This window comes from Streptomyces sp. NRRL B-1347 (assembly GCF_000720325.1).
GTDB lineage: Bacteria > Actinomycetota > Actinomycetes > Streptomycetales > Streptomycetaceae > Streptomyces.
On the sequence record NZ_JOJM01000139.1, the window covers coordinates 1 to 15,660 of the forward strand.

Consider the following 15,660-nt stretch of genomic DNA (forward strand, 5'->3'; position numbering starts at 1 on the left):
TCCAGGAACAGGCCGTGGCCCTCGGCGAGGAGGCCACGGGTGGCGTGCTCGAAGAGAACCGTCTGGCGGAGGTTGCGGTACCAGTAGCCCGCGTCCATGGACGTGTTGGCGTCCAGCCAGGTGCCGGTGAGCGTGGAGAACAGGGGCACCTCGGCGGCCTGCGGGGTCACATCCGCCAGCGCCTCGGCGATCTGGGCCTCGATCTGCTCCACGTACGAGGAGTGCGAGGCGTAGTCCACGGGGATCGTACGGGCCCGGACGTCCTGGCCGACGCACTGGACGACCAGCTCCTCCAGGGCCTCCGGCTCACCCGAAACCACCACCTGAGCCGGGCCATTGACAGCCGCGACCTCGATACGGCCATCCCAGCCCGCGATCAGCTCACGTACGTCCTGCTCCGGCAGCGGCACCGACACCATGCCGCCCTTACCGGACAGCTCACGAATCGCCAGGCTCCGCAGAGCGACGACACGAGCGGCATCGCGCAGCGACAGAGCCCCGGCCACACACGCGGCCGCGATCTCACCCTGACTGTGGCCCACCACAGCCGCGGGCTTCACCCCGGCCGCCTGCCACACAGCGGCAAGCGACACCATCACCGCGAAGAGAACGGGCTGGACCACGTCGACGCGGTCGAAATTCTCGCCGCCCAACTCCTCCAGAAGATCCCACTCCACGAACTCCGACAGGGCCTCAGCGCACTCCCGCATCCGCCCCGCGAACACCGGACTGGACTCAAGCAGCTCCACAGCCATCCCGGCCCACTGCGACCCCTGCCCCGGGAACACGAACACCGGACGGACCGTCCCGCCCAGCGCCCGCCCGGTGACCACGTCACCAGCCGTGGCATCGCCCGACGCCAAGCGCTCAAGCCCGGCACGCAGCTCCTCCCGGCCCCGCCCCAGGACGACACCCCGCTGCTCGAACCGCGAACGGGCCACGGCGAGCGTCCAGGCCAGACTCTCCACGCCCAACTCTGTGTCCGCAAGCAGGTGTTCGTGGAGCTGAGCCGCCTGTGCCCGCAGCGCGTCGGACGTCTTCGCCGACAGGGCCAGCGGCACCACACCCGCCACGACGGGAGCCGCTGCGGGCTCCTCCTCGGCCGTCGGTTCCTCGGCCGTCGGCGCCTGCTCCACGATCACGTGGGCGTTCGTGCCGCTCATGCCGAAGGAGGAGACGCCCGCGCGGCGCGGCAGTCCGGCCTCGCGTTCGGTCCACTCGCGGGCCTCTGTCAGTAGTTCGACGCTCCCGGCCGACCAGTCCACTTCGGAGGTGGGGGCGTCCACGTGCAGCGTCTTGGGCAGGACGCCGTGCCGGATCGCCATGACCGTCTTGATGACGCCCGCGACACCGGCGGCGGCCTGCGTGTGACCGATGTTGGACTTCAGCGAACCCAGCCACAGCGGCCGCTCGGCCGAGTGCTCCTTGCCGTACGTGGCGAGCAGCGCCTGCGCCTCGATCGGGTCACCCAGGGTGGTGCCAGTGCCGTGGGCCTCGACTACGTCCACGTCGGCCGCTGTCAGGCCCGCGTTGGCCAGGGCGGCTCGGATGACGCGTCGCTGCGAAGGCCCGTTGGGGGCGGTCAGGCCGTTGCTCGCGCCGTCCTGGTTCACGGCGGAACCCCGTACGACAGCAAGCACCTTGTGGCCGTTGCGGCGCGCGTCCGACAGGCGCTCCACCAGGAGCATGCCGACGCCCTCGCCCCAGCCCGTGCCGTCCGCGCCCTCGGCGAACGCCTTGCAGCGGCCGTCCACCGCGAGGCCCCGCTGACGGCTGAACTCCACGAACGTCTCAGGGGACGACATGACGGTCACGCCGCCCGCGAGCGCCATCGTGCACTCGCCCTGGCGCAGCGCCTGCGCCGCCAGGTGCAGCGCCACCAGCGACGACGAGCACGCCGTGTCGACCGTCACCGCCGGGCCCTGGAGGCCGAGGACGTAGGAGAGGCGACCGGACATGACGCTGGTGGTGTTGCCGGTGAGCAGGTGGCCCTCGATGCCTTCGGGGGCCTGCCGGACGCCTTCGCCGTAGCCCTGGTAGCCCGAGCCGACGAACACTCCGGCGCGGGTGCCGCGCAGCGTGGCCGGGTCGATACCGGCGCGCTCGAACGCCTCCCACGCCGTCTCCAGGAGGAGCCGCTGCTGCGGGTCCATGGCGAGGGCCTCGCGCGGCGAGATGCCGAAGAACGCGGCGTCGAACTCGCCCGCGTCGCGCAGGAAGCCGCCCTGGCGGGCGTAGAAGGTACCGCGCTTCTCCGGGTCCGGGTCGTAGAGCGCGTCGACGTCCCAGCCCCGGTCGTCGGGCAGGTCGCCGATGGCGTCGGCGCCGTCGGCGACGAGCCGCCACAGGTCCTCGGGGCTCGCCACGCCGCCGGGGTAGCGGCAGCTCATGCCGACGATCGCGATCGGCTCCCGGGAAGCCGCCGCCAGCTGCTGGTTCTGCCGTCGCAGCCGCTCGGTCTCCTTCAGAGACGCGCGCAGCGCATCGACGACCGTGTCCGAAGGCCTCGTCATGTCCGGCTCCACATTTCGTGCTGCGTCAGGAATCGCTGCGTCAGGAATCACTGTTGTCCAAGGCCATCTGGATCAGGTTGGCCACGTCCATGGCGTCGATCGAGGCGTCCGCGTCGTCGTCATCCGGCGCGGCTGCGGCCGGGGCCGCCGTCACGTCCGGTGCGGCGAGGCGCAGGAGGGCGTCGAGCAGGCCCGCCTCGCGGATGCGGGCGACCGGGACGGCCGCCAGGGCCCTGCGGACCTCGGCGTCCGCGGGGTGGTCCGCCGCGCCGTCGGCGGCGTCCGGCAGGAGTTCGGCGAGGAGTTCGCGGGCGAGCTCCCCGGGCGTCGGGTGGTCGAAGACGAGCGTGCTGGGCAGGCTCAGACCGGTCGCGGCGTTCAGGCGGGTGCGCAGCTCGACGGCGGTCAGCGAGTCGAAGCCGAACTCCTTGAACGCGCGGTCCTCGCGGACGGCGGCCGTGCCGCTGTGTCCGAGGACGGCGGCGACCTCGGTGCGCACCAGCTCCAGGACGGTCCGCTCGCGGTCGGCGGGCGGGGCGGCGGCGAGCCGGTCGCGCAGCGCGCTCGCGGCGTCGCCCTCGGCGGCGGTCCCGCCACCGGCGGCGTCCGACGCGACGGCGAGTGCGCGGCGCGCCTCCGGAAGCCCGTCGAGCAGCGGGCTCGCGCGGCGCACGGTGAACGCCGGGGCGAACCGCTCCCAGTCGACGTCGGCGACCGTCACCAGCGGCTCGGAGCCGTCGAGCGCGCGCCGCAGCGCGGCGACGGCGACCTCGGGCCGCATCACCGGCAGGCCCCGCTTGCGCAGGTGCGCCGCCGCCTCGTCGTCTCCCGCCATGCCGGAACCGGCCCACGGCCCCCAGGCGATCGACGTCACGGCGCGGCCGCGTGCCGCACGCCGCTCGGCGAGGCCGTCGAGGTAGGCGTTGGCGGCGGCGTAGGCGGCCTGGCCGCCGCTGCCCCACACGCCGGCGATGGACGAGAACAGCACGAAGGCGTCCAGCGGCGTGTCGCCCAGCAGGTCGTCCAGGTGTGCCGCGCCCGCGGTCTTGGCCGTCACGATGTCCGCGAAGTCCCGGAGCCCGGTCTCGGCGATCATCAGGTCCTGTCCCACGCCCGCCGCGTGTACGACGGCGCTGAGCGGCGCGTCCGCGGGGATCGCGCCGAGGAGCCCGGCGACCGCGTCCCGGTCGGCCACGTCACAGGCCGCGACGGTGACCTCGGCACCCAACTCCTCCAGTTCCGCTTGGAGTTCGGCGGCGCCCGGCGCGTCCGGGCCGCGTCGGCTCGTCAGGACGAGGTGTGCGGCGCCGTGGCCCGCGAGCCACCGCGCCACGTGTGCGCCGAGCGCTCCGGTGCCGCCGGTGACGAGCACGGTGCCGCGCGGCTGCCAGCCGTCACCGGAGTCGGGGCCGCCGGGGGCGCGTGTGAGACGGCGGACGAGGACACCGGAGGCGCGGAGGGCGAGCTGGTCCTCGGTGAACTCCCCGGCATCGACACCGGCATCAACGCCGGCTTCGGCCCCGCCTTCGGCGCGGGCGAGGAGCGAAGCGAGGCGGGCTCCGGCGGAAGCCACACCGCCGGACGCCTCCGCGGCCTCGGTCGCCTCCGGCAGGTCGATGAGCCCGCCCCACACCTCCGGGTGCTCCAGGCCGACGGCCCGCCCGAAGCCCCACACCTGCGACTGTGCCGCGGCGCGCACCGGGTCGGCCGCGCCGACGGACACCGCACCGGACGTCGCGACCCACAGCCGCCCGCCGACCCGGGAGTCGACGACGGCCTGCGTGAGCGCGAGGGTCGCGGCCATGCCCCAGGTCAGCGCGGGGTCGGGAGTACCGGTCTCCGGGTGGCGGTACGGGCGCTCGTCGAGGGCGAGCAACGACAGCACGCCCGTCACCTCGGTGCCTGCGGAAGCGGGTTCTCCGAGTTCCCTCAGGGTCCGCGTCAGCGCCGTACGGTCGGCCGTCCCGTCGTCGACGACGACGCGCCTGACCTCCGCACCGGCGTCCGCGAGCGCCGCTTCGGCGGCCGCGCACCAGGGGTGTCCGGCCTCGTCGGCCGGGACGATGAGCACCCAGGCGCCCTGGAGGGCCGTACCGGCCGCGGGTGTCGCGGCACCGGTCAGCGGCGTCCACGTGACGCCGTACCGCAGGGCGTCCACCTCGTGCCGCTCCTGCTGCCGTCGGTGCCAGGAGGCCAGTGCCGGGAGGACCGACGTCAGCGGCGCCTCCTGGTCGAGGCGCAGCGCCCCGGCGAGCCCGTCCAGGTCGTCCCGTCGTACGACGTCCCAGAACTCGGCGTCCATCGCCCCGGCCTCCGCGTCCGGCACCCCGGACTCCGTCGGCCGCGGCCAGTACGTTCTGCGCTGGAAGGCGTACGTCGGCAGGTCGACGCGGCGCCGGGACTCGACGGGGGCGTACAGGAGCGTCCAGTCGACCTCGATCCCGCGTACGTGCAGTTGCGCGAGGGCGGTCAGGAACGTGTCCGGCTCCGGGCGGCCCTTGCGCGTGGCGGCGATCAGGCCCGCCTGCGCGGTGGGCTCGGTGAGCGTGTCGTGCGCCATGGCGGTGAGGACGGCGTCCGGGCCCAGCTCCAGGAGCGTCGAGACGCCCTGGCCGGTGAGCGCCTTCAGGCCGTCGTGGAAGCGGACCGCTTCCCGGACGTGCCGCACCCAGTACTCCGGATCCCGCAGCTCGGCGGGGTCGGCTGGCTCGCCGGTGACGTTCGAGACGACCGGCAGGCTCAACTCCCCGTACTCCAGGCTTTCGGCGACCTTGCGGAAGTCCGCGAGGACGGGGTCCATCAGCGGCGAGTGGAAGGCGTGCGACACCTTCAGCCACTTCGCCTTGCGGCCCTGGCCGCGCAGCACCTCCTCCAGGCCTTCGAGGGCGGCGCGCTCGCCGGACAGCACCAGCTGCGCGGGGCCGTTCACCGCCGCCACACCGACGCGGTCCGCGATCCCGTCCAGCAGCGGCAGGACGTCCGCTTCCTCCGCCTGTACGGCCAGCATGGCGCCACCCTCGGGCAGGGCCTGCATCAACCGGCCCCGAGCGGCGACCAGTTGGGCCGCGTCCTCCAGGGACCACAGGCCCGCCACGTACGCGGCAGTCAGTTCGCCGATGGAGTGGCCGCCCACGATCTCCGGGCGTACGTCGAAGGATTCGGCGAGCCGGAACAGCGCCACCTCGACGGCGAAGAGGGCGGGCTGCGCGTAGCCGGTCTGCTCCAGGAGGTCGGCGTCCGGACCATACATCACGCTCTGGAGCGAACGTTCTGGTGCTCGTGCGCGGTGCGTCCCGAGAGCAGTGACCAGCCCACGTCGGCGGGGTCGAGCCCGTCGCGACCTGCCACGTGCTCGCGCAGGCGCTCGGCCTGTGCGCGCAGGGCCTCCGGGCTCCGGGCGGACACGAGCCACGGCACGGCCGTGATCGGCGTGACCGACTCGGCGGTCTCCACAGCCTCCGCGGGCGTGGTCGTCGGCGCCTGCGCCACGATCACGTGGGCGTTGGTGCCGCTGATGCCGAACGACGACACTCCTGCGCGGCGCGGCGCCTCGTCCCGCTCGGGCCACGCGCGCGCCGCCGTGAGCAGTTCGACGGCGCCCGCCGCCCAGTCGACGTGCGTGCTCGGCCGGTCGATGTGCAGGGTCGGCGGCAGGATGCCCTCCCGCAGGGCCATCACCATCTTGATGACGCCCGCGACACCGGCGGCCGCCTGGGTGTGGCCGATGTTCGACTTCACCGATCCCAGCCACAGGGGCCGCTCGGCCGGGCGCTCCTGACCGTACGTGGCGAGCAGCGCCTGGGCCTCGATGGGGTCGCCGAGCGCCGTGCCGGTGCCGTGGGCCTCCACGGCGTCGACATCACCCGGCTTCAGGCCGGCGTTGGCCAGGGCCGCGCGGATCACGCGCTGCTGCGCGGGGCCGTTGGGGGCGGTGAGGCCGTTGCTCGCGCCGTCCTGGTTGATGGCGGATCCGCTGACGACGGCGAGGACTTCGTGACCGTTACGGCGGGCGTCCGACAGCCGCTCCAACAGGAGCAGGCCGACGCCCTCGCCCCAGCCCGTACCGTCCGCCGCCTCCGCGAACGCCTTGCACCGGCCGTCGGCGGCCAGGCCGCGCTGCCTGCTGAACTCGATGAAGGCGCTCGGCGTGGACATCACCGTGACGCCACCCGCCAGGGCCAGGTCGCACTCGCCCTGGCGCAGCGCCTGCGCCGCCAGGTGCAGTGCGACGAGGGCCGAGGAGCAGGCCGTGTCGACGGTCATGGCGGGGCCTTCGAAGCCGAAGGCGTACGACAGGCGGCCGGAGACGACGCTCGCCGCGTTGCCGGTGCCGATGTAGCCCTCGGCGCCGTCGGGCGCGTCCTTCAGGAGGTCGAGGTAGTCCTGGCCGTTCGTGCCCGCGAAGACGCCGGTGCGGCTGCCGCGCAGCGCCGCCGAGTCGATGCCCGCGCGCTCGAACAGCTCCCAGGAGGTCTCCAGGAGGAGGCGCTGCTGGGGGTCCATGGCGAGGGCTTCGCGCGGCGAGATGCCGAAGAAGTCCGCGTCGAACTCGCCCGCGTCCGGCAGGAACCCGCCCTGCCGGGCGTAGGTGGAGCCGGGCGTCGCCGGGTCCGGGTCGTACAGCGACCGCGTGTCCCAGCCCCGGCCCGCGGGGAACTCGCCCAGCGCGTCGACGCCGTCCGCGACGAGCCGCCACAGGTCTTCCGGTCCGCGTACGCCGCCGGGGAAGCGGCAGCTCATCGACACGATGGCGATGGGCTCGTCGTCCGCGCGGACGAACGGCGCGGGCTCTGTGGCGGCGGGTTCCGTGAGGTCGCCGCCGATGAGGAGGCCGGACAGGTAGTCGGCGACGGCGTGCGGCGAGGGGTGGTCGAAGACGAGGGTCGCCGGGAGCGTCAGACCGGTCGCGGCGCCCAGCCGGTTGCGGAACTCCACGGAGGTGAGCGAGTCGAACCCGAGCCCCTTGAACGCGCCGTCCGAGGGCACCGCGTCGACACCGCCGTGCCCGAGCACCGTGGCGGCGTGGGTCCGTACGAGGTCGAGCAGCGTCCGCTCGGCGTCGGCACGGGAGAGGGCGGCCAACTGCTGCTTCAGGTCGGGCTTTTCGGATGCGGAGGGTTCGGTGGGGCGCGCCGCGCGGAGGGCGGCCACCTCCGGCAGGTCGTCGAAGAGGGTGCTGTGCCGGGCTGCCGTGAACCCGTCGAGGAACCGGTCCCAGGCCACGTCGGCGACGACGAGCGCCGCCGCCTGCCCGCCGGAGGCGGGGCCGTGGGCTGCCGCGGGGAGGGTCGCCAGGCGCAGCGCCTCGGTGGCCCGCGCCGGGTCCATGACCGGCAGGCCCGCCTGGCGCATGCGTTCCTCGGAGCCGTCGTCGGCGGCCATGCCGCTCCCGGCCCACGGGCCCCAGGCGAGGGACACCGCGGGCAGTCCCGCCGCGCGGCGGGACTCGGCGAGCGCGTCGAGGAAAGCGTTCGCGGCGGCGTAGTTGCCCTGGCCGGGCGCGCCCACGGTGCCGGTGAGCGAGGAGAACAGCACGAAGGCCGTCAGGTCCTCGCTGCCGCGCGTCAACTCATGCAGGTTCAGGGCCGCCTGGACCTTCGGCCGGAAGACGGTGGCGAACCGCTCGGCCGTGAGGCCGTCGAGCACACCGTCGTCCAGCACACCCGCCGTATGGAACACACCGGTCAACGGAGCGTCCGCGGGAATCGCATCGAGGACACCCGCCAACGCGTCACGATCCGCCACATCACAGGCAGCGATCGTGACCTCGGCCCCCAACCCCCCCACTCCCCCGCACTCGACACATCAAGCGACGCCCGCTCCAAACGACGCGCGAACACCCCGGACCCACGTACGGCCACCTGGTCCTCACCCGCCGAGGCCGCGAGGACCTGAGTGAGGCGTGCCACCGCACGTGTGTCCGCGGTTTCGGGGAGGTCGACGAGGCCGCCCCAGCGTTGCGGGAGTTCGAGGGCCGCGACCCGGCCGAGACCCCACACCGCCGCGGCGTCGGCATCGGCTGTGCGGTCCGACGCGCCCACGGAGACCCCGCCCCGCGTCGCCACCCACAGCGGCGCGTCCACGCGCTCGTCGCCCAGGGCCTGGACGAGCGCGAGCGTCAGGAGAACACCGGTCGGAACGTCCTCGGCCGTCGGCGCGTCCGCCACCGCGGGTACGCAGGCCAGCAGGGAGAGCACTCCGGCGACCGGCTCGCCCTGCCCTTCGCCTTCGCCGGGTTCGGTGAGGGCGTGGCCGAGCAGTTCCCGCAGCGTGTCGCGGTCGGCGTCCCGCGCCCCCACGCGCAGGACGCGGGCGCGGGCTCCGCCTTGTTCCAGGGCCCGTACGGCACCGTCGACCCACGCCTCGTCGGGCGTTCCGGCACCGGCCACGACGAGCCAGGTGCCGGTGAGGCGACCCGGCGCCGCCTTGCCGAGGGGCTTCCACGTGGTCCGGTACCGCCAGCGGTCCAGTTCGGAGCGCTCCTGCCGCTGCCGCCGCCACGCCGTGAGCGCGGGCAGCACGGAACGGAACGGCGCCTCCCCGTCGACCTCCAGCACCCCCGTCAGCGCCTCAAGGTCCTCGGCCTCCACAGCCTCCCAGAAGCTCGCGTCCAGAGGGTCGGCCCCGTCGCCCGCAGTGGCCGTGAAGCCCTGGGTCAGGGGGTTGAGCCAGAGCGTCTGGTGCTGGAAGGCGTACGTCGGCAGGTCGACGAGACGCCGGGACTCGACCGGGCCGAACATCGGTGCCCAGTCGACCTCGACTCCACGCACGTACAGCTGAGCAAGCGCGGCCAGGAACGTCTCCGACTCAGAACGGTCCTGACGCAGAGCACCGACCAGACCCGCCTGCGCGGCGGGCTCGCTGAACGTGTCGTGCGCCATCGCCGGCGGTGTCCGCCAGCTCGCCGGTGAGGTTGGAGACCACCGGCAGTGTCGGTTCCTGGTACGTCAGCTTGGCCGCGACCTCACGGAAGCCCTCAAGCGCCGGGTCCATCAGCGGCGAGTGGAAGGCATGCGACACCTTCAGCCACTTCACCTTCCGGCCCTGGCCGCGCAACACCTCCTCCAAGCCTTCGAGAGCGGCGCGCTCACCGGACAGCACGATCTGCGCGGGCCCGTTCACAGCGGCCACGCCCACGCGGTCCGAGACGTCCGCCAGCAACGGCAGGACGTCGGCCTCCGCGATCTGCGCGGCCAGCATGGCGCCGCCCGCGGGCAGAGCCTGCATCAACCGGCCGCGCGCGGCGACCAGTTGGGCCGCATCTTCGAGGGACCACAGGCCCGCCACGTACGCGGCAGCCAGCTCACCGATCGAATGACCGCCCACGACCTCCGGACGTACACCGAAAGACTCGGCGAGCCGGAACAGCGCCACTTCGACGGCGAACAACGCGGGCTGCGCATAACCCGTCTGCTCCAGGAGGTCGGCGTCCGGACCATACATCACGCTCTGGAGCGAACGTTCTATCCATGGATCAATATGAGCACACACCTCGTCCAAGGCGTCCGCGAAGACCGGGAACGCCTCGTACAGCTCCCGGCCCATCCCGAGCCGCTGACTGCCCTGACCGGTGAACAGCACCGCGGCGCGGCCCTCGGCCACGGAGCCGGACACCGTGCCCGTACCGCCGGACGCGAGGGACTCCAGACCGGCCAGGAACTGCTCGCGGTCCTGCCCGAACAGCACGGCCCGGTGCTCGTGCGCGGTCCGGCTCGACAGGAGGGACCAGCCCACGTCGACGTGGTCGAGTTCGTCACGCCCGGTCACGTACGCGCGCAGGCGTTCGGCCTGTGCCCGCAGCGCATCCGCGTTCCGGGCGGACACCAGCCACGGCACGGCCGTCGTCACCGGCGCGGCTGGCGCCACGGCCTCCGCGGGCTCGTCGACCGGTGCCTGCTCCACGATCACGTGCGCGTTGGTGCCGCTCACGCCGAAGGACGAGACACCCGCGCGGCGCGGTCGACCGGCGTCGGGCCAGGTCCGCTCGTCGGTGAGCAGCTCGACGGCTCCGGCTTCCCAGTCCACGTGGGAGTTCGGCCGGTCGACGTGCAGCGTGCGCGGGAGGGTTCCCTCGCGCATCGCCATGACCATCTTGATGACGCCCGCGACACCGGCGGCCGCCTGGGTGTGGCCGATGTTCGACTTCACGGAGCCGAGCCACAGCGGCTGGCCCTCGGGACGTTCCTGGCCGTAGGTGGCGAGCAGCGCCTGGGCTTCGATGGGGTCACCCAGCGTGGTGCCGGTGCCGTGGGCCTCCACGGCGTCCACGTCGGCGGCCGCGAGACCTGCGTTCGCGAGGGCCGCCCGGATGACGCGCTGCTGCGCGGGGCCGTTGGGGGCGGTGAGGCCGCTGCTGGCGCCGTCCTGGTTGACGGCGGAGCCGCGTACGACACCGAGGATCTTGTGGCCGTTGCGCTGGGCGTCCGAGAGGCGCTCCAGGAGCAGCAGGCCCACGCCCTCGCCCCAGCCCGTGCCGTCCGCCGCCTCCGCGAACGCCTTGCAGCGGCCGTCGGCGGCCAGCCCGCGCTGGCGGCTGAACTCCACGAAGGTGTCCGGTGTCGACATCACCGTCACGCCGCCCGCGAGGGCGAGGGTGCACTCGCCCTGGCGCAGGGCTTGCGCCGCGAGGTGCAGGGCCACGAGCGAGGACGAGCACGCCGTGTCGATGGTGACGGCGGGGCCTTCCAGGCCGAAGGTGTACGAGACGCGGCCGGAGGCGATGCTGCCCGCGCTGCCGTTGCCGAGGTAGCCCTCGAACTCTTCGAGGCCCTGGGGGTTGCTGAGGATGCGGTTGCCGTAGTCGCCGTACATGACGCCGACGAAGACGCCGGTGCGGGAGCCGCGCAGCGACAGCGGGTCGACGCCCGCCCGCTCGAACGCCTCCCACGTCGCTTCGAGGAGGAGCCGCTGCTGCGGGTCGATGGCGAGCGCCTCGCGCGGCGAGATGCCGAAGAACGCCGGGTCGAACTCGGCGGCCTCGTGCAGGAATCCGCCTTCGCGCGCGTAGCTCTTGCCGGGACGGCTCGGGTCGGGGTCGTGCAGATCCGCGTCCCAGCCCCGGTCGTCGGGGAAGGGGGAGATCGCGTCCCCGCCTTCGGCGACGAGCTGCCACAGGTCTTCCGGGCCGGCTACGCCGCCGGGGTAGCGGCAGCTCATCGCCACGATGGCGACGGGCTCCCGGCTCACGGACTCGGCGTCCTGTAGACGCTGCCGGGTCTGATGCAGATCCGCGGTAACTCGCTTGAGGTACTCGCGGAGTTTCTGCTCGTTCGCCATTCGGTGCGACTCCTTCAACGCAGAGGGCCGCACCCATCACATCCGGGGGAGGGGAGGGCAACAACCCCTACCCTCCCCCTAGGGGCCCCTTCAGGAATTTCCGCGCATTACCGCGGCTCGCGGTCAGGAAACACCGAGTTCATTGTCGATGAAGTCGAACATGTCATCGTCGTCGGCGTCCTCCAGCTTCTCCGCGATGCCGTCCGCGTCGGCGTCGCCCTGCTCCCCGGCGTCAAGCCTGCCGAGCAGCGCCCGCAGCCTGCCGCGCACGGCGGTCCGCTCGGCGTCCGTCAGCGGGCCCGTGGCCAGGGCCGCTTCCAGGCCCGCGAGCTCGGCGGCGAGCCCGCCGGCCCGCGGCCCTTCGTCGGCGCCGTCCGCCGCGCCGCCGTCCCGGGGCAGGGTCTCGTCGAGGTGGGCGGCGAGCGCGGCGGGCGACGGGTAGTCGAAGATGAGCGTCGCCGGGAGCCGCAGTCCGGAAAGGGAGTTCAGCCTATTCCGGAGTTCCACCGCGGTGAGCGAGTCGACTCCCAGTTCAAGGAATCCCCGGGTGGCGCCAATTGCCTCGGGCCCGGAATGGCCGAGCACCGTCGCCACATTACCGCGTACCGCGTCGAGCAGGGCCCGCTGTCGTTCCGCTGCGGAAAGACCCGCCAATTCCCGGACGAGCGCGGGGCCGGTGCCACCTGGCTCCGCCGCGCTCCCGGAGCGGGCGAGCGCCCTGTCGACCTTGCGGGCCGGGGTGCGGACGAGGTCCGCGAACACCGGCTGTACGCCGTCGGGTCCCGCGGAGGCCCGCAGGGACGCGGTGTCCAGGCGCAGCGGCACGAGCACGGCGGGCGCCTCGGGCGCGGCCAGGGCGACGGCGGTGTCCATGAGGGCCAGGCCCTCCCGCGTGGACAGCGGGGCGACGCCGCCGCGGGCCATGCGCCGGAGGTCGGCGTCGCCGAGGCCCTCCGTCATCTCGCTCTCCTGGGCCCACACGCCCCAGGCGAGCGAGGTCGCGGGGAGCCCCTGCGCCACGCGCACGGCGGCGAGGGCGTCCAGGAAGCAGTTGGCGGCGGCGTAGTTGGCCTGGCCCGGGCTGCCGAGGACTCCGGCGGCGGAGGAGAACAGGACGAAGGCGGACAGGTCCAGGCCCGCGGTCAGCTCGTGCAGGTGCAGCGCCGCGTCCACCTTCGGCCGCAGCACCGCCGCCACGCGCTCGGGCGTCAGGGACGTGACCACGCCGTCGTCGAGGACGCCCGCCACGTGCACCACGGCGGACAGGTCGGCGCCGCGCTCGTCGAGCAGCGCGGCCAGGGCGTCCCGGTCGGCCACGTCGCACGCGGCGACCGTCACCTTCGTGCCGAGCGCCTGGAGTTCGTCACGGAGTTCTCCGGCACCGGCCGCCGCCTCGCCCCTGCGGGAGACGAGCAGCAGGTCGCGTACGCCGTGGTGCTCGGCCAGGTGCCGTGTCACCAGGCGGCCCAGGCCGCCGAAGGCGCCCGTCACCAGGACGGAGCCCTCGCCCCAGGGCGCGGCGTCGTCCCCGGCCGGGGCGGCGGTGACCTTCGTGAGCCGGGGCACCCACACCGAGCCGTCCCGCAGCGCGACCTCCGGCTCCCCCGACGCCAGGACGGCACCGACCACGGCCTCGTCCACGGCATCGCCCACGGCCTCGGCATCGGCATCGGCATCGGCATCGGCATCGGCATCCACGAGGGTGAAGCGTCCGGGGTGTTCGACCTGCGCGGACCGCACCAGGCCCCACACGGCGGCGCCCACCGGATCCGGCGCCGTCCCACCGGCCGCGACCGCTCCCCGCGTCACGACGACCAGCCGCGAAGACTCCAGCCGCTCGTCGGCCAGCAGGCCCTGCACCACGCCCAGCGCCTCGGCCAACCGGTCCGCCACGGTCTCGGGCCGCAGCTCACCACCGACGGCATCAACCTGCCACACCACCGCGGCCGGGGCTTCCGCACCGGCGTCCAGCTCCTCGTACGCGACGTACGGCACCGGCTCGGCGGACGGTGCCAGGACCTGCGGCTTCCACTCCACGTGGAACATCGAGTCGTTCGCCGCCGCCCCGCCGCCGAGCTGTTCGGCCGAGACCGGGCGCGACACCAGCGAGTCGACGGTGGCGACCACTTGCCCGGTCTGGTCCGCCAGGGTCAGCGACACGGCGTCCGTCCCCGCGCCGGCCAGCCGGACGCGGACCGTCGCGGCGCCCGCCCGGTGCAGCCGGACCCCGCTCCATGCGAACGGCAGGCCGAGGCCTTGGCGCTCCTCGCCAAGCAGCAGGGTGGAGTGCAGCGCGGCGTCGAGCACTGCGGGGTGCAGGCCGAACGCCGTCGCGTCGGCCGTCTGCTCCTCCGGCAGCGCGACCTCTGCGAACACCTCGTCACCGCGCCGCCAGGCGGCACGCAGCCCCTGGAACACCGGCCCGTAGCCGTAGCCCGTACCGGCGAGCCGGTCGTAGAGGGAGGCCGCGTCGTCGATCGGCTGCGCGTCTCGCGGCGGCCAGACGGTCAGTCCTTCGGGTTCCGCCTCGTCGGCCACGGCGGCCAGGAAGCCGGACGCGTGCCGCGTCCACGGTCCCTCGGGGTCCTGCTCGTCCCGGGAGTGCACGCTCACCGGGAATCGCCCGTCCGCGTCCTCCGCGCCCACGCCGACCTGGAGCTGTACGGCACCACGCTCCGGCAGCACCAACGGGGACGCCAGGGTCAGCTCCTCGAGCGTCCCGCAGCCGACCTCGTCACCGGCCCGCACGGCCAACTCCACGAACGCCGTACCCGGCAGCAGCACCCGCCCCGCCACCGCGTGATCCGCCAGCCACGGGTGCGTGGCCAGCGAGAGCCGCCCGGCCAGCAGATGTCCGTCACCACCGGCCAGTGGCACCGCCGCACCCAGGAACGGATGCCCCGCCGCGACCAGTCCGGTCGCCGACACGTCCCCCGGCACACCCACAGCCGCACGCGGCCAGTACGTCCGACGCTGGAAGGCGTACGTCGGCAGGTCGACGCGGCGCCGCGACTCGACCGGCGCGAACAGCGGCGCCCAGTCGATCTCGAACCCGCGCACGTGCAGCCGCGCGAGAGCGGCCAGGAACGTGTCCGGCTCCGAACGGTCCTTGCGGACGGCCGCGACGAGCCCGGACTGGCCCTCCGGCTCGGTGACGGTGTCGTGGGCCATCGCCGTGAGGACGGCGTCCGGGCCCAACTCCAGGAGCGTCGACACGCCCTGCCCGATGAGCGCCTTCAGACCGTCATGGAAGCGGACCGCTTCCCGGACGTGCCGCACCCAGTACTCCGGATCCCGCAGCTCGACGGGATCGGCCAGCTCACCGGTGACGTTGGAGACGACCGGCAGCACCGGGTCCTGATACGTCAGACCTGCGGCGACCTTGCGGAAGTCGTCCAGGGCCGGGTCCATGAGCGGCGAGTGGAAGGCGTGGCTGACCTTCAGCCACTTCACCTTCCGGCCCTGACCGCGCAACACCTCCTCCAGACCTTCGAGAGCGGCGCGTTCACCGGAGAGCACGACCTGCTCCGGACCGTTCACAGCGGCCACACCGACCCGGTCCGCGATCCCGTCCAGCAGCGGCAGGACGTCGGCCTCCGCCATGCGCGCGGCGAGCATCGCCCCGCCCGCAGGCAGGGCCTGCATCAACCGGCCGCGTGCGACCACCAGTTGGGCCGCGTCCTCCAGGGACCACAGCCCGGCCACGTACGCGGCAGCCAGCTCACCGATCGAGTGCCCGCCCACGATCTCCGGACGTACGCCGAAGGACTCAGCCAGGCGGTAGAGCGCCACCTCGACGGCGAAGAGGGCGGGCTGCGCGTAGCCGGTCTGCTCCAGGAGGTCGGCGTCCGGACCATACATCACGCTCTGG

4 protein-coding genes and 1 pseudogene are annotated in these 15,660 nt (G+C 73.7%); all 5 read right to left on the reverse strand.

The genetic code is table 11. From position 1 onward, the window contains the following. Positions 1-2,513, reverse strand: a 2,513-nt coding sequence (locus tag IG74_RS0143430) for a type I polyketide synthase (RefSeq protein WP_030689081.1), incomplete at its 3' end; no start/stop codon positions are given. Between the two features lie 40 nt (positions 2,514-2,553). Then, positions 2,554-8,288: pseudogene (locus IG74_RS54930) on the reverse strand (SDR family NAD(P)-dependent oxidoreductase); the annotation flags it as partial. Beyond that, on the reverse strand, positions 8,198-9,394 hold the full coding sequence (locus tag IG74_RS54935; protein ID WP_051856658.1) for a hypothetical protein: 1,197 nt from the start codon (positions 9,392-9,394) through the stop codon (positions 8,198-8,200). The gene IG74_RS54935 and the pseudogene IG74_RS54930, both read right to left, overlap by 91 nt. Continuing rightward, complete coding sequence (locus IG74_RS54940) at positions 9,321-11,789, reverse strand: type I polyketide synthase (RefSeq protein WP_051856660.1); 2,469 nt, start codon at positions 11,787-11,789, stop codon at positions 9,321-9,323. Before IG74_RS54940 ends, IG74_RS54935 begins: the two co-directional genes overlap by 74 nt. 123 nt (positions 11,790-11,912) lie before the next feature. After that, positions 11,913-15,660 (reverse strand): SDR family NAD(P)-dependent oxidoreductase (locus IG74_RS0143445; RefSeq protein ID WP_037827210.1); only part of this gene is annotated, 3,748 nt, incomplete at its 5' end.

Coding starts and splice junctions, on each gene's coding strand:
- IG74_RS54935 (WP_051856658.1), bottom strand. CDS start 9,394: ATGGCGCACGACACGTTCAGCGAGCCCGCCGCGCAGGCGGGTCTGGTC.
- IG74_RS54940 (WP_051856660.1), bottom strand. CDS start 11,789: ATGGCGAACGAGCAGAAACTCCGCGAGTACCTCAAGCGAGTTACCGCG.